Annotated in this window: 10 protein-coding genes; 1 reads left to right on the top strand and 9 read right to left on the bottom strand. The window is 71.8% G+C overall.

Annotated features, from left to right (window positions below):
• Window positions 1-107 precede the first annotated feature (107 nt).
• The 9 genes from ABDB74_RS08000 to ABDB74_RS07960 form a co-directional block, all read right to left on the bottom strand.
• The gene (locus ABDB74_RS08000; RefSeq protein ID WP_346623119.1) at window positions 108-1,760 is read right to left on the bottom strand and encodes a glycoside hydrolase family 13 protein; all 1,653 of its coding nucleotides are present in this window, start codon (window positions 1,758-1,760) and stop codon (window positions 108-110) included.
• Between the two features lie 71 nt (window positions 1,761-1,831).
• On the bottom strand, window positions 1,832-3,139 hold the full coding sequence (locus tag ABDB74_RS07995) for a sn-glycerol-3-phosphate ABC transporter ATP-binding protein UgpC (protein ID WP_346623117.1): 1,308 nt from the start codon (window positions 3,137-3,139) through the stop codon (window positions 1,832-1,834).
• A 55-nt stretch (window positions 3,140-3,194) separates the two neighbouring features.
• Window positions 3,195-4,028: a carbohydrate ABC transporter permease gene (locus ABDB74_RS07990; protein WP_346623115.1), complete on the bottom strand. Its 834-nt coding sequence runs from the start codon at window positions 4,026-4,028 to the stop codon at window positions 3,195-3,197.
• A gap of 2 nt (window positions 4,029-4,030) precedes the next feature.
• On the bottom strand, window positions 4,031-4,990 hold the full coding sequence (locus ABDB74_RS07985; protein ID WP_346623113.1) for a sugar ABC transporter permease: 960 nt from the start codon (window positions 4,988-4,990) through the stop codon (window positions 4,031-4,033).
• Entirely contained in the window at window positions 4,987-6,294 is a 1,308-nt protein-coding gene (locus tag ABDB74_RS07980; protein WP_346623111.1) for an extracellular solute-binding protein, read from the bottom strand. Before ABDB74_RS07980 ends, ABDB74_RS07985 begins: the two co-directional genes overlap by 4 nt.
• 154 nt (window positions 6,295-6,448) lie before the next feature.
• Complete coding sequence (locus tag ABDB74_RS07975) at window positions 6,449-7,678, bottom strand: DUF4032 domain-containing protein (protein WP_346623109.1); 1,230 nt, start codon at window positions 7,676-7,678, stop codon at window positions 6,449-6,451.
• A gap of 363 nt (window positions 7,679-8,041) precedes the next feature.
• Window positions 8,042-8,275: a hypothetical protein gene (locus tag ABDB74_RS07970; protein WP_346623107.1), complete on the bottom strand. Its 234-nt coding sequence runs from the start codon at window positions 8,273-8,275 to the stop codon at window positions 8,042-8,044.
• A gap of 876 nt (window positions 8,276-9,151) precedes the next feature.
• Window positions 9,152-15,646 carry a DNRLRE domain-containing protein gene (locus ABDB74_RS07965; RefSeq protein ID WP_346623105.1) on the bottom strand — a complete coding sequence of 2,165 codons (6,495 nt, stop codon included), beginning with the start codon at window positions 15,644-15,646 and terminating at the stop codon, window positions 9,152-9,154.
• Between the two features lie 131 nt (window positions 15,647-15,777).
• Window positions 15,778-17,289 (bottom strand): potassium/proton antiporter, encoded by a 1,512-nt coding sequence (locus ABDB74_RS07960; RefSeq protein ID WP_346623103.1) that lies wholly within the window; start codon window positions 17,287-17,289, stop codon window positions 15,778-15,780.
• A gap of 128 nt (window positions 17,290-17,417) precedes the next feature.
• Between ABDB74_RS07960 and ileS the strand changes: the two genes are divergently transcribed.
• Window positions 17,418-20,573, top strand: a complete 3,156-nt coding sequence (ileS, locus tag ABDB74_RS07955) for an isoleucine--tRNA ligase (RefSeq protein ID WP_346623101.1) — start codon at window positions 17,418-17,420, stop codon at window positions 20,571-20,573.
• Window positions 20,574-20,582 lie beyond the last annotated feature (9 nt).

Raw genomic sequence — 20,582 nt, 5'->3', positions numbered from 1 at the left:
GTGCTCGGACAGCGGGGGCTCCTCGGCTCGGCGCGATCGCGGTGGCCGCGACCATCTGCGTCGACGATAGCCGCGGGGATCGGCCCCGGGTCGCAGGAGACGGCCGGCTACGAGGCGCCGGGCTCCAGCCAGACCGCGGTGTCCGGGGGGAGCAGGTCCGCGCAGGGTGCGCTGGACAGGAGGTGGCGGCCCGCACCGCGCAGGTCCAGCGGCTCGTCCGACAGGTTCACCACGCACCGGAACGCGGGTCCGCGATCGAACGCCACGACGTCGTCTGCGGTCCGCCACCAGGAGAAGGCGCCGCTGCGCACACCCGGGATGCGCCGGCGGAGGTGGAGCGCCGTGCGGTAGAGGGACAGGGTCGACGTCGGATCGGCCAGTTGTGCGGCGACGGTGGAACCCGCCCAGTCCGCGGGCTGCGGCAGCCACGGTTCGACGCCGTCGTCGGTGAACCCGAACGGCGGGCGGCCCCCCGACCACGGGAGGGGCACGCGGCATCCGTCACGGCCCCGGGAGGTGTGGCCCGACCGCTCCCACGTCGGGTCCTGCAGCACCTCCTCCGGCAGGTCCTCCACCTCGGGCAGGCCGAGCTCCTCGCCCTGGTAGACGTAGGCCGAGCCGGGCAGGGCGAGGGTGAGCAGCGCGGCCGCCCGGGCTCGGCGGAGCCCGACTCCCAGGTCGGCGGCCGGCGCGCCGGTGTCGAAGCCCATCGTGGCGGCCGCGCTCCGGGCGCGGCCGAACCGGGTCACGTGCCGGGTCTCGTCGTGGCTGGACAGCACCCAGGTGGCCGGCGCCCCGACCGGTTCGAGGGCGGCCAGGCTGGCGTCGATCACGGCGCGGAGGTGGCCGGCGTCCCACGGCGAGGCAAGGTAGTCGAAGTTGAAGCTGGTGTGCATCTCGTCCGGCCGGACGTAGCGGCTGAGCCGCTCGGGGCCGTTCACCACTGCCTCGGTGACGAACAGCCGACCGCCCTCGTAGCTGTCCCCGATCCGCCGCCAGCGCCGGAGGATGTCGTGCACCCCGTCGACGTCCCAGTGCGGGTTGCCCACCCAGGTGCGGGACTCGAACAGGGCCCCCGGTCCGTGGCCGGCGTCGGGCAGCCCCGTCACCTTCGCCATCGCGGGGGCGGCGTCGACCCGGATCCCGTCGATCCCCCGGTCGAACCAGAAGCGCAGGATCGCGTCGAAGTCGTCCCGGACGCCCGGGTGGTCCCAGTCGAGGTCGGGCTGCTCCGGGGCGAACAGGTGCAGGTACCACTGCCCCGGCGAGCCGTCGGGGTCCCGCACCCGCGTCCAGGCGGGGCCCCCGAAGGCGCTGATCCAGTCGTTCGGCGGTTCCGAGCCGCCCGCCCGGCCGTCGCGGAAGAAGTACCGGCTCCGCTCGGGCGACCCAGGCCCGGCGGCCAGGGCCGCGAGGAACCACGGGTGCCGGTCGGAGGTGTGGTTGGCGACCAGGTCGGTGATGACCCGGAGCCCGAGCCCGTGGGCCTCGGCGAGCAGGGCGTCGGCGTCCGCGAGGGTGCCGAACCGGGAGTCGATGTCGCAGTAGTCGGCGACGTCGTACCCGCCGTCGGCCATCGGCGACGGGTACCAGGGGGTGATCCACAGCGCATCCACGCCGAGGTCGACGAGGTAGGGCAACCGGCGGCGCAGACCACCGAGGTCGCCGATCCCGTCCCCGTCGGAATCGGCGAAGCTCCGCAGGTACACCTCGTAGACGACGGCGTCCCGCCACCACGTCTCCGGCTGCGCTCCATGCATGTCCACGCGTGGCCCCGTCCAGGAGTCCGGCCCTGCAGGGACGCGCGAGCGCCGGACTCGGTGGGCCTGGGTCAGGCCGAGGCCGCCGTGGCCCCACCCACCTGCGCCCCGCCCGCGGGCGCACGGCCCGCAAGCGCACCGCCCGCCTGCGCCTGCGAGTCCTCGAGCTGCTCGACCCGGTCCTGGGTCGCCATCCGGGTGAGCTCGGCGCCGGCCTCGGGATCGCGGGTCAGGTTCTCCCCCGACTCCGGGTCGAACACGTGCACCTTGCGGCTGTCGAGCCAGAACTCCGCATCCCGGCCCTCCCGGATGCGGCTGGTCGCGTCGATCGACACGATCGCCTGGGTGCGCAGCTCCTCGGAGTCCAGTTCCTTGGACAGGTCGCGCAGCTGGGCCTGGATCGACTCCGGCGCCTCGTACGGGATGTAGGCGTACTGCGAGTCCCCCAGCCACTCGGTGACGTCGACCCGCGCCCGGAACGTCGAGCCGAGCGGGCGCTTGGCCTCGTCGACCAGGGAGGCGTCCTCGAAGTACTCCGGCCGGATGCCGACCAGGAGCAGCTCGCGGCCGGCCACCTTGGCGGCGCGGCCGGCGTCCAGCTCGATCGTCCCGAACGGCGTCCGCAGGGTGTTGCCCTCGGGCGTCGCCGGCAGGAAGTTCATCGGCGGCGACCCGATGAACCCGGCCACGAAGAGGTTGACCGGCTGCTCGTACAGCTCGCGCGGCGACGCGACCTGCTGGATCTTCCCCTTGCGCAGGACGCAGACCCGGTCGCCGAGGGTCATGGCCTCGGTCTGGTCGTGGGTGACGTAGACGGTGGTGATCCCCAGCCGGCGCTGCAGCCGCGAGATCTCCGTGCGCATCTGACCCCGGAGCTTGGCGTCGAGGTTGGACAGCGGCTCGTCGAAGAGGAACGCCTCGGCCTCCCGGACGATGGCCCGGCCCATCGCGACGCGCTGCCGCTGACCACCCGAGAGGTTGGCCGGCTTGCGCTCCAGGTGCTCCTCGAGCTCGAGCACGTCCGAGGCCTCGTCCACCCGGCGGCGCACCTCGTCGTCGGGCATCTTGGCCAGCCGCAGCGGGAAGGCGATGTTCTCGAACACCGTCATGTGCGGGTACAGCGCGTAGTTCTGGAACACCATCGACAGGTTGCGGTCACGCGGTGCGAGGTCGTTGACCCGCTTTCCCCCGATGACCATGTCGCCGCTGGTGATGTCCTCGAGGCCGACGATCATCCGCAGCAGGGTCGACTTCCCGCAGCCGGAGGGGCCGACCAGGATCATGAACTCCCCGTCGGCGATGTCCAGGCTGACGTCGTTCACCGCCGGGAACCCGTCGCCGTACTTCTTGACGATGTTGTTCATCTCGATGGAGGCCATCAGTGGTCGTCCCCTCGGTGGGTCGATGAGGTGGGGCAGGTCGGGGTCATGGCGGTCAGCCCTTGACCGCGCCGTTGGTGAGGCCGGCGACGATGCGCCGCTGGAAGAGGAGCACGAGGACGACGACCGGGATCGTCACGATCAGGGCGGCCGCCGCGATCGCGCCCGTCGGGTCCTCGAACTGGGAGGCGCCGCTGAACAGGCCGAGCGCGGCCGGAACGGGCCGGGCCGCCTCGGTGGAGGTCAGGACGATCCCGTAGACGAAGTCGTTCCAGGCAATGAAGAACGCGATGATCGCCGTGGTGAACACGCCGGGAGCGGCCAGCGGCACGATCACCTTGCGGAACGCCTGCCACGTCGTGGCGCCGTCGACCTGGGCGGCCTGCTCCATCTCCCACGGGATCTCCCGGAAGAAGGCCGACATCGTCCAGATCGAGATGGGCAGTGTCAGCGACAGGTACGGGAGGATGAGGCCTGGCCAGGTGTCGTAGAGACCGATCTGCCGCCACACGTTGAACAGCGGCGTCACGATCGAGATGACCGGGAAGATCGCCACCGCCAGCGCCGTGGAGAGGATCACCTTCTTGCCCGGGAAGTCCAGCCGGGCGATCGCGTAGGCGGCGAACATCGCCAGCAGGCAGGAGATGGCCGTGGCGATCAGGCAGATGCCGAACGAATTGCGCAGCGCGGGCAGGAACAGTTCGCTCGCATCTCCGGTCAGGACCGTCTCGTAGTTGCCCCAGGAGACGCTGCTCGGCAGGAACTGACCGTTGGCGATGTCCGACGGGGCCTTCAGTGAGATGGAGATGATCCAGGCGATCGGGAACAGCGCGTAGACGACGATGATCGCGCCACCGATCCACCACATGACCTTCTTCCGAGTGGACATCGTCACTCCCCCCGCGTCGAGGCCAGATCGACCTTGAATGCCTTGATGAAGGTGAAGGCGATGAGCACCACCACGAGGAAGAGCAGCACCGACACCGCCGATCCCAGCCCGATCTCCAATCGTGCGATCGTCTGCCGGTAGGCGAGGAACGACACCGATTCGGTGCCGTTGGCGCCACCGGTCATGATGAAGATGCTGTCGAAGACCCGGAACGCGTCCAGGCTGCGGAACAGCAGGGCGACCATGATCGCCGCCTTCATGTTCGGGATCGTCACCCGCCACAGCCGCTGCCACCACGTGGCGCCGTCGACCTTCGCCGCCTCCTGCAGCACCTCGGGCACCTGCGCCAGACCGGCCAGCAGCAGGAGCGAGATGAACGGGGTGGTCTTCCAGATCTCCGCCAGGCAGATGACCAACAGGGACTGCCACCTGTCGCCGAACCAGTCGGTGTCCGCGGTCACCCCGGGAATCCAGGCGAACCAGGAGTTCACGAAACCGGTGTTGATGTCGAAGGCGAACTGCCAGGCGAAAGCAGAGACCACGGTGATCACCGCGTACGGGATGAGGATCGCCGCGCGCACCACCGGCCGGATGGAGCTGAGCGCCTTGGCCATCACCATGGCGAGCCCGAAGCCGAGCACCAGTTCCACCGCCACGGTGACCACCGTGATGAAGACGGTGACCCAGATGGCCTGCCACCAGATGGGGTCGGTGAGGATCACCCAGTAGTTGGTCAGCCCGGTGAACTCCCGGTTGGCCGGGTCGGTGAGTCGGTACGAGAACAGCGACTCGTAGACCGCCTGCAGGATCGGATAGGCGGTGACCGCGAGCATCACCACGAACGCCGGGCCGGCCAGCAGCCAGCCGAGCTTCCGCTCGCTGCGCGACCGGTCGCTCAGCCCCCGTTTGGGTGCCGAGACCGGCTCGGTCTTCTTGACCGGGGGAAGCGTGGTCTGGGTCACAGCAGTTCCTCCCCTCGCAGGACGGCCCTGATGAGTTCGGCGGCTTCCTCGCCGGTGGTGCCCGGGTCGACCGAGCTCGCCGGGTGGTAGACGCGCTGCAGCGCCCCGGAGACCTCGCTGTAGTAGACCGTCTGCGGCCGGGGCGCGGCCGCCTCCAGCGACTCCCGGATGAGCGGGGCCTGCGGGAACACCTCGAGCACCTCGGGGTCGTCGAAGACCGACGCCAGGGACGCCGGGTTCCCGTTGGTGAGGAAGTAGTAGGTCTGGTTCTCCTGCGAGACGATGCACTCGGCGGCCTCGTAGGCCAGGTCCGTGTTCCGGCTGAAGGCACCGACGCCGAGGTTGATACCGCCGTAGGGCGGCCTGCTCTCCTCGCCCTCGACGGTCCGCGGGTAGCGCGCCCAGCCGTAGTCCTCGGGCACGCTCGCGTCCAGAGTGCCTGCCTCGACCGCGTCGAGGGCCCGGCCCCAGACGAACGGCCAGTTGACCATGAACGCGGCGTCGCCCTCCTCGAAGTCGACGACGTTGGCGTCCTCACCTGCGGTGGAGAAGGCCGGGCCACCGACGGTCGCCACCGACCGCATCGCCTCGGCCGCTTCCACGGCGGCCTCGGACTCGAGGCCGAGCACGATGTCCTCCGGGTCCTCGGCGGTCTCCTCGATGATCGAGCCGCCGGCCCCTTCGATCAGCGCGTTGATCCAGACGGTGAGCGCCTCGGCGCGGATGCCCTGCGCGGCGATCTGGGTGTCCTGGGCCTCGGCCGCCTCGACCAGCTGCTGCCAGGTGACCGGCTCGTCCATGTCGAGTCCTGCGGCCTCGGCGACCGACTCCTTGTACCAGAGGAGCTGGGTGTTGGCCCAGAACGGGACCGCGACGATCTCGCCGTCCCACGTCGAACCGTCGATGGCACTCTGGACGACGCCCTCGGTGACCCGCTCGGCGACGTCCTCCGGCACCGGCGCCAGGAAGCCCGCCTCGGCGAACTCGGGAATGTAGGGCGGGTCGAGGCTGATGAGGTCGATCGAGTCGTCCTCGGCGGCGAGCCGGCGGATGAGCTGCTCGCGCTGCTGGGAGGACTCGCGCGGCAGCTGAGCGGTCTCGATGCGATAGGCCCCGTCGGCCTCCTCCGTGCACCGGCTGGCGATCTCGGCCTGCCCGCCGGCGTCCGGGTTGGTGTACCACGTGAGCGTCGAGTCGTCGCCCGAGTCACCTCCGCAGGCCGACAGCGCGGCGACCGCGACGAGCGAGGCCGCGGCACCCGCTGCCCTCTTCTTCTGGCGTTTCCGACCAGGAGCGTTCGGCATCAGTCCTCGCCTCCGTTGGCGTTCCCCCGACGGTGATCACGACGGCTATCGGAGCGTGATACAGCTCACAGGGAGTGTCAATTCGAACCGGTCCGACCGCAGCGATTCGCGACTGGACCGAGACCGGCACTCCGCCGAGCCCCCCTCCGTGCGGCTACTTCCGCCGGGCGATGACCGACGGCGTGGTGACCTCGCTCGGCGTCTGCGGCAGGACGTGGTCGACGTAGGACCGCGCCGCCTTCGTCGTTCCGACGTCGCGGCCGGCCCGCTCCGAGAGGAACCACCGGTGCTCGAGCACCTCGTGGAAGATCTCCGCCGGCGCCAGCCGGCCGGCCAGGTGCGGGGGGATCGCGTCGACGACCGGCTGGTAGACCTCGGCCAGCCAGCGGTGCCCGGCGATGGTCTCCGGCACCGGCGACCCGGACTTCTGCTCCAGGTAGGCACGGAAGGCGCGCACGTCGTTGACCAGCCGCTGCGCCTGGCGCTCCTGCACCTCCAGACCGGTCAGCCGGAACAGCTCCCGGCGGTTCTGCCCGGGCTCGGCGACCCGCGTCTCCACGCGCAGCCGGGTGCCCTCCTCGGTGGTGACCAGCTCGACCTCGCCGACGTCGAACCCCAGGTCGTTGAGCCGCTGCAGCCGCTCGGCGACCCGGTAGCGCTGCTCGTCGGTGCGGAACACCTCCTCCCGGGTCACCTCCTCCCACAGCGATGCGTAGCGGGGAGCGAGGCTCTCGGCCACCTCGATCGGGTCGATGCCCTCGGGCAGCAGGCCGCCGAAGCGGAGATCGAGCAGCTCGGCGCCGACCCGCTCGCGGGCCAGGTCGACGTCGTAGGCCCGCTGGCCCGGCGAGAGCCGCGGGTGCCGGTCGACCGTCTCGGCGTCGACCAGGTAGGCGGAGAAGGTGCCGGCGTCGAGACGGAACAGCGTGTTCGACAGCGAGCAGTCGCCCCAGAAGATCCCGGCCAGGTGCAGCCGCACCAGCAGCACCACCATCGTGTCGAGCAGCTGCTCGGCCGAGTGGTCGACCTGCGGCCGGGAGAACAGCCAGCGGTAGGACATCGAGTACTCGAGGTAGCGGGTGACCAGGATGGCCTGCTGGTCGTCCGGCCGGTCCACGCAGATGCCCAGCACCGACACCGCCGGGAGCCCCTCGCCCTCGAAGGCGGCGAGCAGCGCGTACTCGTGCCTGGCCAGCGACTCGGAGATCTCCTTCAGCGCGTAGACCCGGCCCTCGACGGCGACGAAGCGGACCACGTGCCGGGAGATGCCGCGCTGCGGGACGTCGAGCAGGAGGTCGTGGTCCCACTCCTCGAGGGGCTGCTCCCAGGGCAGGGCGAGCAGGCCCGTCGCGTCGCCGGCCGGCGGCCGGAAGAGGTACCGCATCGCGCGCTCCGTGGGGTCCCGGCACGGCGACCGCCGCCCGGTGCCGGTGCTGCGATCACGATGTCACGACATGGTCCGGCACGCAGGCGTTGACGGACGGGCCGACTGTTCGGCGCGCGACCGACCAGGCTCTCCGGGCCGCCCCGTCACGCGACTCCAGAGTGCCCACGCCGCCCCACGCACGCGACGCGCAACAAGGCGGCGGACCGCGGGAAGCCCGGTGCCCGGCGGCCGCGGCGGCCGAGGATCTCGAAGCGGGATGGTCACAACGGCTGCTGAGGACAGCCGCCGCACGCCTGGAACGACTGGACAGGTTGACAGGGCACCTGCCGATCCGCCCGAACCTCCCAACCGTTTCGAGAGCTATCCCCCCAGCCGATTCCGACGGTGCTTCCGTGTGATCCGTCCCCAGATGAGTACGACCCCCAGCCAGATCGAGTCGACGACCATCATGATCCCCGTCGTCACGGCCAGATCCTCCGGCGGAGCAGGCGTGCCGAACAGGAGGACCGAGATGATCGAGAAGACGGTGACTATCCCGAGGAAGTAGAGCACTCCCCCGGCATGCGACAGGCGGTTCTCCCGACGCCCGCTCATCAGAACCTCGTGAGGCGGTAGGCGGCCGCCGCTCTCACGCCAGCGCGTGCGGCTCGAGCACTTCCGCGGTATCCGCCGTACTTCCGCGTTGCTTGGAAGACGGTCGTCCCGAACCTGCCGACGGTCGCCCCGATGCCGCTCTGGAAACCCGCGGTAGCCCCCTCAAGGCACCTCCCGCCATCCATCCCAGGACCTGACGGCCGGAGACTCGCTCCCCGACTGTTCGGGCGACCGCCAAGCGTGCGCCCGCGGTCGCCGACTGCGCCAGCCCGACCCGGTTGCTGTCGACGTCGAAGGTGTACCGGCGGGTGCAGGAGGCGCCGGTCGGCAGACCGTTGGCGTCGCGCGCCGTCGGTTCAAAGGGTCACGGGCCTTGGACCCGGACATACCGTTGCACCACCTCCTCAACTCTCCGCTCGGCCTGTTCTACGTCTCGTGGTCGGACGAGGAGGAAACTTGGAGAGCGGTCGATCACCGACCCCTTCTCACTTTCGTGGACCACGCTGACACACGGGAACATCGCCCACCTGCTCCACTCCGGCCACCGGTCACCCCACGTCAGGTGAACCTGCTCGGTAGTAGCCCACGGATAGTGACGCACCAGCTTTCTGCCTCGTCGGACGAACAGTCCTGAACTGTCATAGCTGACCGTGACGCGTGCCGGCAGTAGGCGCCAGACGAGCGTTCTAGCGACCGCCAGGACGGCGCAGGCCGCTACGCAGAAGAGGACGACGGGGAGAGCGACCGACGCCCCCTGCGCTGCAAGCGGAACGCCCACAAGCGCAATGAGACAAGCGATCGCACCGAACGCGTAGACCGGTCGCCAGATCTCCCGCCCGACAGGAACGATGAGCACTTGCTCATTGTTCGACATCGTCATCGTCGCCGATTCCCTATGCGATCTATGGTTGCTCCCACAGCCATTCCGTGCAGTTCGCTCGAGGTCCAGGCGGTAACTCTCCATGCCCTTCCTGGACGACGCGGAACTGGATATCGCTTCGTAGAGGCTGCCGCGGCAGACGTGTATGCCCGGCTATAACCTCTCTTCAGGGCGCCCGTCACGACATTCCCACCGATCAGGCCGACAGCCGAGACAGCGGCTTCCCTGAATCTTCCCTGGCGGGCATAAGCGGCGGTGTACACGACACCGCATACAGCCGACGCCGGGCCGATCGCGAACGTACACACCCTGTTGATGCGCTTTCCCCACCTGCTGTTGGTCAGCCACCGGGACGCGCTCAGCGACGTCTTGACCACGGCACGCGTGGCCTTCTTCCACGCCTTCTTGGCCCATCCCCAACGCCCGTCCAGGTCGAACATGTTGACCGGGTCGGCCGGATAGACGTAGGCGTTCGGGTTGCCGCCCTCCACCGGGTCGACGGTGAGGAAGCGGCCGAGGGTGGGTGCGTAGAGCCGCACGCCCATCAGCGTGAGGCCGCCGATGGTGCTGGCGTCGCGCTGGTGGGTGCCCAGCCAGCCGTAGCGGGCCTGGGTGGTGCCCGCGGCCGGCCTGACCCGGGGCAGTCCGTACTCGGTGGTCTCGGTGACCCGCAGGTCGATCGGGCTCTCCGCGCCGGCCGGCACGGTGGCGGCGACGTCACCGTGCAGGTTGGCCAACTGCAACGCCACCTCCGCCCCACTGGTGCCGCTCTTGGTGACGACCGAGGCCAACCCGCCGAAGGAGCTGATGTTGCGGGTGTAGCTGTTGTCCGGCTCCTTGACCACGTCGGGGTTGTCGTCGTCCCCGCTGTAGAGACTGGTGGCGCGGCGCGCACCCGGGGTCGTCCCGTCGGTGTCGGTGCGCACCACCCGCCGGCCGGTGGCGTCCAGGCCGAACACCGTGGTCCGCCCCGCTTGGCTCATGCCCGCCACCAGGTCGTCCACGAAGTAGTCCAGCGCCACGTCACCACCCTGGTCGACGGTGTCCACCGAGGGCAGCACGCGGGTGCGGCCGAGGGCGTCATAGCGCAGCGTCGCCCGGGCAGCGTCGGCCTTCAGCCGGTCAGCGGTGTCGTAGCCGTAGCCGGCGGCCGCCGCCACGGTGGCCGGGCACGTGCCCGCCGGCGCGCCCGCGGTCGCCGACTGCGCCAGCCCGACCCGGTTGCCGTTGACGTCGAAGGTGTACCGGCGGGTGCAGGAGGCGCCGGTCGGCAGACCGTTGGCGTCGCGCGCCGTGGAGTCGGTGGCGGTGACCAGCCGGCCCAGGTTGTCGTAGCCGTAGCGGTTGGTCCGGTCCAGCCCGGTGATCGCCACGGTGCGGTAGCTGTCCACCTGGTCGAAGCCGTTGATCGTGGCCGTCGACTTCAACCACTCGCTCGTGCTGCCATCTGCTGCAGTCTTGACATACCTCAGGCTGACGGAGTCACCGGCGGCGTCGCGCACCGTGGTCGCACTCAGCCCGCCGGGCAGCTCCTCGCGGACGATGCTGCCGTCGGCCCCGTACCGGGCGGTGAACACACCGATCCCGGAGACGTCCAGGCTGGTCGGCAGGCTCCCCCGCTCCCCGTCGCCGTCGTAGCCGACCGTGCGGGTGCCGTGCTCGTTGGCCACCGTGATCAGCCGGCCGACCGCGTCGTAGGACTGCGTGGTGACCAGGCCGCTGCCGTCGGTGTAGGACACCAGCCGGCCGTAGGCGTCGTACGTGCGGGTGATCGGCCCGGTCCCCTCGGCCGGCGCCCCGGCGGCTGACCCGTCGGCAGCCAGCAGCCGGGTCGTCTCGACCAGTCCGGCGGCCGTGTAGGTGGTCCCCACCTCCGGCCGCTGGAGACCGACCTCCGGGCCCGTGCCGGAGATGCCGCTGCGCCGCGGACGACCCGCCGCGTCGTAGGCGGTGTTCACGACCCGGGTGACCCCCGCGCCGGTCTCCACGACCTGCACGACGTTGCCGTACACGTCGTAGCGGGTCACGTGACTGCTGGGCAGAGCGGCCCCGGTGTCCGGTGCGCCGCCGGGACGGCTCTTGCACAGCCAGCCCGCCCACGCCTCGCTGGCGCACCCGGGCTCGCCGCTGGTCGCCGAGTAGTAGACCTTCACCGTCGTCGCCGCGGTGGCCGTGCTCGTCCCGCCGGCAGGCAGCGTGCTGGAGACCGTGCGACCCTGCTCGTCGATCACCTGCCGCGTGACCACCTCGGCCGCGCCGCCGCCGGGGTCGACCCGGGTGGCCGACGGCGCACCGAGCTTCCACGCGTTCGGGGTGCCGTACTCCAGGGTCGTCACCCGGCTGCGGCCGTCCAGCGCCGGAAGTGCGGGGTCGGTGCCGGTCGATCCGGCCGGGAGACCCTTGTGGATCTCGACCGCGTCGACGGTGGTGCGCACGGGCAGCCGGCGGCTGGTCCCCGGGGTGGGGTGTCCCGCTTCCGCGCCGGTGTCGTAGGTGGTGGTGGTCCGGGTGCGGGCGCTGACCTGCCGGTCACCGGCGGCGACGGTCACCAACCGGGCGGGCTGGTAGCTGCGCAGCAGGTCCACGCCGTCTGCGGAGTAGGCGTGCACGGTGTCCAGCAGCCTGGACTGAGCGGCCTGCGCGGCAGCGTCCGTCCCGACGGCCAGGGCACGGTCCCGGTTGCCCGCGGTCAGCTCGCGGACGACGTTCCCCCGCCCCTCGGCGTCGTACTCGGTGGTGCTGATCCGCCACGCCGGCGCCTGGTCCGCGCCGGTGTCCTGGTTGACGGTGCCGCCGAAGTTGGCCGTGTTCACCACGCGACCGTTCACGTCCATGGCCAGCAGCTGGGCCCCCCGCCACTGCGCGGCGGTCGGGGTGGCGGCGGGCACCACGTCCGCGCCGAACACGGCGGTCATGTCGGTGGGGCGCACCTTCTGGCCCCACCGACCGATCTCGGCGGAGGTCAGCGCGGGCAGCGCGGCGTTGCTGCCGTCCAGCGGCAGTTCGTAGCGGACGCTCGTCCGCTGCGGGGGGAGCCCGTCCGGCCCGTCGTCCAGCGTGGCCGACACCAGGCGGGGCAGCAGCCGGTCGTCGTAGCCGAGGGTCCAGGTCGCGGTCGCGCCCACGGGCGTGACCGTGGCGAGCCGACCATCGGACCGGTAGGTGTAACCGACGGACGTGCCGCTCCGGGGATCGGCGGCCGACGCCAACCGGCCCTGGGCGTCGTACCGGTAGGTCGCCACCACGATCGAGTGCGCCTGCACCGGCGTGTCAGCGGTGAGCAGCCCGCCGTCGGGGGCAGCGGCGCCGTGCGCCCTCAGCCGCACCTCCGCGAGCCGTTCGCCGGCACCGCTGCCGGTGTAGACGAACTCCAGCGCCCGGCACCCGGCCGGCTGGGTCGTGACGGACGGATCCGGGCAGGCCGCCCCGGCGTCGGTCGGCGCGAGCAGGAAGCGCGGGTTCCCGGCGGCCGTGTAGACGACGGTGGTCACGGCCGGGGCCAGGTCGGTGCTGCCCGCCTTGCCGCGGATCGCCTCGACCTTGGTGACGCGGAACAGGCCGCGGTCGAGGTGCCCGTTACCGCCGTCGGCGCGGGTGAAGGTGACCTTGTCCCCGTCCAGGTCGGTGAGCACGTACGAGCTGGCGGTGCCCGCGGCACCGGGGACGAAGGTCAGCGTGCTGGCCTCGGTGCTGGCCTCGCCGTCCCCGACGTAGTTGTTCACGTCGGTGGCGTGGGCGGACTTGCGGACGAACGGCATCTGGGTGCCGTCACCGCGGGTGATGAGCGCGGTGTCCACGCGGTCGACCAGGGAGAGGAAGTCCGCCCCCGCCTCGTCCACGGCCAGCGACATGCGCCAGCCGGGGCCGAGCGGGCCGGGGCGGTCGGGGTCGTTGCTCGTGAAGCTGCGGGTCGCGGCGATGCCCCCGTGCGGCGCGGTGAACTCGGCGTCCCGCCCGACGACGGCGTAGGCGCCGGTCAGCAGGCCGACCGTGCCGGGCCCCGCGTCGGAGGTGGCGTTGGCGCCGGTGAGCCCCGCCCGGTCGACCGTGATCTGGGTGACGCCGGTGCAGCGCTCCGTCGTCCCGCCGGCGACGCGCAGGCAGGCGCGGACCTGGAACAGGCCGTCGATCGGGATGCTCGTCGTCGCGTTCCAGGTGTAGACCGTGGACTCCTTGCCGCCGTTCGCGTCGGCGAGCGGGAGCCAGGTCCCGCTCACCGCGCTCCCGTCGGGCAGGGAGAGGGTTCCGGGGTTGACGTCGGTCCACCCCTCGGCCGGCGTGAGGCTGTAGGCCCGCCACTGGAACCGGACCCCGTCGTACGTGCCGCCGCCGCTCGGCAGCTTCGCCGTCGCCTGGAGCTGGGTGCGCGCCTGGGTCACCCGCTGGAACTGCGTCGGGTGCTTGAGCACGCCGGCGCCGACGGTGGTGGCGTTCGCCCGGGTGTCGAAGAGGATGTTGCCGCCGTGGAACTCCTGCCGCGTACCGCCGGCGACGGGGATCGGGCCGCTGGTCGGGTACCCGAGCCAGCCGTTCTCCCAGCCGAGACCGGCCCACGTGTCGCGGATGGGACCGCTGATGTCGTGGAACCCCATGCCGGGCGTGCGGGAGCCGTAGATCGAGCCGCCCTCGAAGTGGTTGAACCAGCCGCCGCTCAGGGCGACCTCGTCGGTCGTCGGGTAGCCCAGGTAGGAGTTCTCCCAGCCCATGGACGCCCACTTGTCCCGGATCGAACCCTTGATGATCTGCGCGCCGGTCGCCGGTGACCAGTAGATCGAGCCGCCCTGGAAGTGGCTGAAGCAGCCACCCCGGACCAGCCCGCAGGTCTCGTTCTGGATGGGCAGCCCGAGGACCGAGTTCCACGCTCCCACGGCGTGCCACTTGTCGCGGATGGCGCCGCAGATCAGGACCCCGTGGTACTGGTCGCACCGGCCGTCGTAGGCGAAGGTCAGCGTGGGCACCCCACCGCCGGCGTTCCCCGAGTTGAACTTCTTCCAGGCGAAGTTGTCGCCCTCGCTGCCCGCGGTGACCGCCAGGGGCATCACCGCGGGGGCGCCGTTCCGGGCGTCGGCGTGCGCCGCTACCCAACCGGTCAGGTTGAAGTCGATCCAGCGGGCCGGGCAGGCGGCGACGTGGGCGTTCGCCTTGATGCCGGCCACGCTCCAGTCGATCCCGGGCTGGTTGCCCCAGGTGACCCGCGCCGGGTCGTGGTCGCCGGCCGCGCGGATGTCGACCCACCGCGGGTCGCACGACCACGAGTGGAAGTGGTAGAGCGCCAGGTTCGCCGACTGGACCACGCGGTTGAACACCGGGCTCACGTCGAAGCGGAGCAGGGAGCGCGCCACCGTCCGGCCACCGTCGTAGGTGCCCGACCGCAGCTCCGTCGCCCCGCCCTGCGGGGTGTTGAGGATGCTGCTCTGGACGAACGTGTCACCGAGGGGACCGAGCGCCTGGGTGGGGTCGATCGTGACGGGGTAGACCGTCGCCGGGTCGGTGAGCATGCCCATGTCGGGGCTGAGGACCAGGGTGGAGTCGGTGCCGCGCTTCATGGGGTCGGCCAGGTCGAGGCCGACCGCCTTCGTCAGCACGGGCTCGTCGGTCCGGGGATCGGTCCGGCTGTCCCACATGATGGGCGCGGCCGCGGTGCCGACCACCTTCCCGTCGTCCTCGACGAGGAGCTGCCCACCCTTGCCCTCGGTCATCTCGGCGCCGTTGACCGCGACCGGGAACTGCAGTTCGCGCAGCGTGGCGAGCGTGGCTCGGTTGGGCCGCTGCTTGACGACGAGGTGCTGCTCGAAGCCGACGCGGGTCGCGGACAGCACGAGGTCGACGTGCGGCATGACGTTCCGGTACGTCGCGGTGTTCCCGTCGAGCTCGGGCTCGGGGAGCCGGCCGTCCCAGTCCAGCCGGAGGGTGGCGGACACCCCGTCGCTGAGGCGCACCATGGGCTCGGCGCCACCCGGCGAGAACGTGATCTCCCCGGTCACGGCGACCGGCTCGACCCCGTTCTCGGTCAACCGCAGCGTCGTGTCGACGTCGATCCAGTCGCCGTCGACCTCCGTGCGCACCGGGCCGGCGGCGGTCTGCACCTGAACGGTCCCGTCGGGCTGCGCGAAGCTGATGGACGTCTCGGTCGTCTCCGACTCCAGCTCGACCGGGCGGCCGGTCCGCGCCGCCTCCAGCAGGGCGGCGTTGAGCTCCTCGAGGTCCCGCTCCGGCCAGAGACCCTCCGGTACGGGAGGCAGCTCCGGCGCCGGCGGCAGGGCGGGGGGCGGCACGTCGGCCGGTGCCGGCTCCTGCTCGGCGGAGGGAACCGGCACCGGTCGCTGCGACGACCCCTCGAAGGCGGCGTCCGGGAGCACCCTGTCGTCAGGCGCCGCCTGGGCGGGCACGGCCTCCAGGAGGCTCATGCTCAGGGCAGCGGCGACCACGAGCCCCAGCACCCCACGGGAGCGCCAACGAGTGACCGACTGGAAGCCGGAACGAACCTTCACGCGGAATCCCCCCACCGAGCCGCATGCCGACGCACGCGAACGAGCAGCGAGAAACTCGCAGGTCAGCCGCCTGCGGGGTGGGATGTGTGACGATACGTATCCGTATCGTTACCGTCAGGCGGGAGGTGGGATCAGTCCGTCTCGTCGGGGCGGCCGGTCTCCCCGCGCCAGGTGGCCAGCCGGCCGGCCCGGCTGACCGCCCGCAGCCGCCGCTCGGCCTCCGGCCGGGACCGCCGCGCCGAGACCAGCAGCGCCTGGTCCCCCCGCATCAGCCGGGTGTTCTCGCCGGGCACGAACGCCCGGCCGTCGCGGACGATGAGGACGACGGCGGCGTCCTCGGGCAGCCGCAGCTCGGGCAGGTACACCCCGTGCAGCCGCGAGCCCGCGGGCACGGTCATCTGCATCAGCTCGGCGTCGAGCTCCTCCAGCGGCGCGGCCTCCACCTGGATCTCGCGGGGTGCGACGGGCGCGGCGATGCCGAGCCGCCGGGCGACCCAGGGCAGCGACCAGCCCTGGACCAGGGTGAAGACGACGACCAGCACGAAGACGGTGTCGAAGACGACGGTGGCGCCGGGCACCTGCGCGGTCAGCGGGAAGGTGGCGACGACGATCGGCACGGCGCCGCGCAGCCCCGCCCAGGAGATGAACACCTGCTGGCGCACGGGGAACCGGAACCAGACCAGGCTGGCCAGCACCGACAGCGGCCGCGCCAGGAGGAGCAGCGCGCCGCCGACGACCAGCGCCGGGCCGACGGCCTCGGGCAGCCGGGACGGGGACACCAGCAGCCCGAGCATGACGAACAGCCCGATCTGGGCCAGCGAGGCCATGCCCTCGGCGAAACCGATGCTGGCCGAGCGGTGCGGCAGCGCGGCGTTGCCGAGGACGAGCCCGCACAGGTAGACCGCGACGAAGCCGGAGGTGTACGCCAGGGAGGCCCCCGCGAAGGCCAGGACGCACAGCGCCAGCGTCGCCAGCGGGTAGAAGCCCGACAGCGGCAGCGCCACCCTCCGGAGCAGCTCCGCGCCGCCGAACCCGACGGCCAGCCCGAGCGCCGCCCCGCCCGCCAGCTGGGCCACCACCTCGACCGGCACGAGCCACCAGGGGCCCCTCGCGCCGTCGGTGAGCACGTCGGAGAGGACGATGACGAGCAGGATGACCGGGGCGTCGTTGAGCCCGCTCTCGGTCTCCAGCGAGGCGGCGAGCCGGCGCGGGAGCGGCAGCCGCCGCAGCGTGGCGAAGACGGCGGCGGCGTCGGTGGAGCTGATGACGGCGGCCACCAGGAGCGCGAACCCCCAGGCCCAGCCGAGCAGCCAGACGGTGACGGCGGCGGTGACCCCGATGCTGACCGCCACGCCGACCGTCGCCAGCGTCAGCCCGGGGCCCAGCGCCCGGCGGACGTCGGCCCACCGGGTGGTCAGCCCGCCCTCGGCCAGGATGACCAGCAGGGCCGCCACGCCGAGGGTCTGGGTGAGCGGGTAGTCCTCGAACTCGATGCCCAGCCCGCTCTCCCCCAGCACCACCCCGATGGCGAGGTAGAGCAGCAGGCTGGGCAGGCCCAGCCGGTCGGCCAGCCGCAGGGCGATCGCCGCGAGCAGCACGACGACCGCCCCGAGGGCGAGGGCGAGGGCGACCGTGGTGTTCACCGGTCCGCCGCCATGGCAGCAGTCTCCCGCACGCCGCCCGTGGCCCCGCCCGGTCGATCGCACCCGGCGGGTCGGGGTTCCCGGACGTGCCCGGCGAAGCCGTTTGCCCGTTCGGGGAGAATGACGGCGTGAGTGCTCCCACCGGCCCCTTCGCCGCACTGCCCCCACAGGTCGACCTGCCCGTTCTCGAGCACCGCATCCTGGAGCGCTGGGCGGCGGGCAAGGTGTTCGACCGGTCGCTGGAGGCGTCGGCGGGCCGGCCGCAGTGGAACTTCTACGAGGGGCCGCCCACGGCCAACGGCCGGCCGGGCACCCACCACATCGAGGCGCGTGCGTTCAAGGACGTCTTCCCCCGCTTCAAGACCATGCAGGGCTGGCACGTGCCGCGCCGGGCGGGCTGGGACTGCCACGGCCTGCCGGTGGAGATCGCCGTCGAGCAGGAGCTCGGCTTCGCCGGCAAGCCCGACATCGAGCGGTTCGGCATCGCCGAGTTCAACGCCCGCTGCCGCGCCTCGGTCGAGCGGCACGTCGACGCCTTCACCGAGCTCACCCAGCGCATGGGCTACTGGGTCGACATGTCCACCGCCTACTGGACGATGGACCCGGCCTACATCGAGAGCGTCTGGTGGTCGCTCAAGCAGGTTTTCGAGAAGGGGCTGCTGGTCGAGGACCACCGGGTCGCGCCGTACTGCCCGCGCTGCGGCACCGGCCTGTCCGACCACGAGGTGGCCCAGGGCTACGAGACCATCACCGACCCGTCGGTGTACGTCCGGCTGCCGGTCACCAGCGGCGAGTGGGCCGGCCGGGCCGACCTGCTGATCTGGACGACGACGCCGTGGACGCTGCCGAGCAACACCGCCGTCGCGATGCACCCCGAGGTCGCGTACGTCGTCGCCCGGGCGGCCGGCTCGGACGACGTGCCGGTCGTGGTCGCCGAGCCGCTGCTGGCCGCCGTCCTCGGGGAGGACGCCGAGGTGCTCGGCCGCGCCCCAGGCCGCGACTGGGAGCGCACGTCCTACCGGCGCCCGTTCGAGCTGGTCGAGTTCCCGGCGGGCGAGGACGCCCACTTCGTGGTCCTGGCCGAGTACGTCACCACCGACGACGGCACGGGGCTGGTCCACCAGTCCCCCGCGTTCGGCGCCGACGACCTCGCCGTCTGCCGGGCGTACGGGCTGCCCGTCGTGAACCCGATCGACGCGACCGGGCACTTCCTGCCCGAGATCCCGCTCGTGGGCGGGCACTTCTTCAAGGCCGCCGACCCGGCCCTGGTCGAGGACCTGCAGGCCCGCGGCGTGCTGTTCCGCGAGATCCGGTACGAGCACAGCTATCCGCACTGCTGGCGCTGCCACACGCCGCTCATGTACTACGCCCAGCCGTCCTGGTACATCCGCACCAGCGCGATCAAGGACCAGCTGCTCGCCGAGAACGAGAAGACCGCCTGGCACCCGGAGAACATCCAGTGGGGCCGGTACGGCGACTGGCTGCACAACAACGTCGACTGGGCGCTGTCGCGGGACCGCTACTGGGGCACTCCCCTGCCGATCTGGCGCAACGACGCCGACCCGAGCCGGATGGTCGCCGTCGGCTCGCTGGCGGAGCTCTCGGAGCTGACCGGGCGGGACCTCTCCGACCTCGACCCGCACCGGCCGTTCATCGACGACGTCACCTTCACCGTGGCCGGTGAGGAGGGCACCTACCGACGGGTCCGGCAGGTCATCGACGCCTGGTACGACTCCGGTTCGATGCCCTTCGCGCAGTGGGGCGCGCCGCACCGCAACCAGGAGCAGTTCGAGGCGGCGTACCCCGCGCAGTTCATCTGCGAGGCGATCGACCAGACCCGTGGCTGGTTCTACACGCTCATGGCGGTCGGCACCCTGGTGTTCGAGAAGAGCTCGTACGAGAACGTGCTCTGCCTCGGCCACATCCTGGCCGAGGACGGCCGGAAGATGAGCAAGCACCTGGGCAACATCCTCGAGCCGATCCCGCTGATGGACCGGCACGGCGCCGACGCCGTCCGCTGGTTCATGCTGGCCGGCGGTTCGCCGTGGTCGGCCCGGCGGGTCGGGCACGAGACGCTGTCCGAGGTCGTCCGGAAGGTCCTGCTGACCTACTGGAACACCGCCAGCTTCTTCACCCTCTACGCCGAGACCAACGGCTGGGACCCGGCCACCTCACCGGCCCCCGCGCGCGAGGAGCGGCCGCTGCTCGACCGCTGGGCGCTCGCCGAACTGGCCGCGGTCACCCGGGACGTCACCGCGGCGCTGGAGGACTTCGACACCCAGGGCGCGGGCCGGCTGCTCGCCCAGTTCGTCGACGACCTGTCCAACTGGTACGTCCGGCGGTCCCGGCGGCGGTTCTGGGACGGCGACCCGGCGGCGCTGGGCACGCTCCACGAGGTGCTCGACGGCCTGACCCGCCTCATGGCGCCGTTCACCCCGTTCGTCACCGACGAGGTCTGGGCACGGGCGGTCGCCCCCGGTCTGGCCGACGCGGCCGACTCGGTCCACCTCGCCTCCTGGCCGCAGGTGGACACCGCCGCGCTCGACGACGACCTGGTCGCGCAGATGACCCTGGTGCGGCGGCTGGTGGAGCTGGGCCGCTCGGCGCGCACCGCCGCCAAGGTGCGCACCCGGCAGCCGCTGGCCCGCGCCGTCGTCGCGGCCCCGGGATGGTCGGCGCTCCCCCGCGACCTGGTCGCCGAGGTGGCCGACGAGCTCAACGTCGCCGAGCTCATGGAGCTGTCGGCCGTGGGGGGCGACCTGGTCGACGTGACCGTCAAGATCGACTTCCGGGCGGTCGGGCGGCGGCTGGGTAAGCAGGTGCAGGCCGTGGCGAAGGCGGTCGCCGCGGCGGACGCGCCGGCGCTGGTCGCCGCGTACCGCGCCGGCACCGCCACCGTCGAGGTGGACGGCACGCAGGTACCGCTCCTGGAGGGCGACCTGATCGTCACCGAGACGCCGCGGGAGGGCTGGACGGTGGCGAGCGCCGGCGGCCTCACCGTCGCGCTCGACCTCACCCTCACCCCGGAGCTCGAGCGCGCCGGACTCGTCCGCGAGGTCGTCCGCCTGGTGCAGGAGGCCCGCAAGAACAGCGGCCTGGAGGTCAGCGACCGCATCGAGCTGTCCTGGACCGCCGACGGCGCCATGGCGCAGGCGCTCACCGAGCACGCCGAGCAGTTGGCCGGGGAGGTGCTGGCCGGCACGGTGCACGCCGGGACGGCCGGAGCGGGCGAGGGCGTCGAGGGGCCCGAGGGCTCCCGGTTCTGGGTGGTGAAGGCCGGCTAGCTGTCTCCG

The organism is Blastococcus sp. HT6-4 (assembly GCF_039679125.1).
Classification (GTDB): domain Bacteria; phylum Actinomycetota; class Actinomycetes; order Mycobacteriales; family Geodermatophilaceae; genus Blastococcus; species Blastococcus montanus.
This window is presented reverse-complemented; position numbering and strand designations above follow the sequence as displayed.

Bases quoted from the DNA above. Each gene is read 5' to 3' on its own strand.
- ABDB74_RS07995 (WP_346623117.1), bottom strand. From the start codon at position 3,139: ATGGCCTCCATCGAGATGAACAACATCGTCAAGAAGTACGGCGACGGG.
- ABDB74_RS07975 (WP_346623109.1), bottom strand. From the start codon at position 7,678: ATGCGGTACCTCTTCCGGCCGCCGGCCGGCGACGCGACGGGCCTGCTC.
- ABDB74_RS07980 (WP_346623111.1), bottom strand. From the start codon at position 6,294: ATGCCGAACGCTCCTGGTCGGAAACGCCAGAAGAAGAGGGCAGCGGGT.
- ABDB74_RS07990 (WP_346623115.1), bottom strand. From the start codon at position 4,028: ATGTCCACTCGGAAGAAGGTCATGTGGTGGATCGGTGGCGCGATCATC.
- ABDB74_RS07970 (WP_346623107.1), bottom strand. From the start codon at position 8,275: ATGAGCGGGCGTCGGGAGAACCGCCTGTCGCATGCCGGGGGAGTGCTC.
- ABDB74_RS08000 (WP_346623119.1), bottom strand. From the start codon at position 1,760: ATGCATGGAGCGCAGCCGGAGACGTGGTGGCGGGACGCCGTCGTCTAC.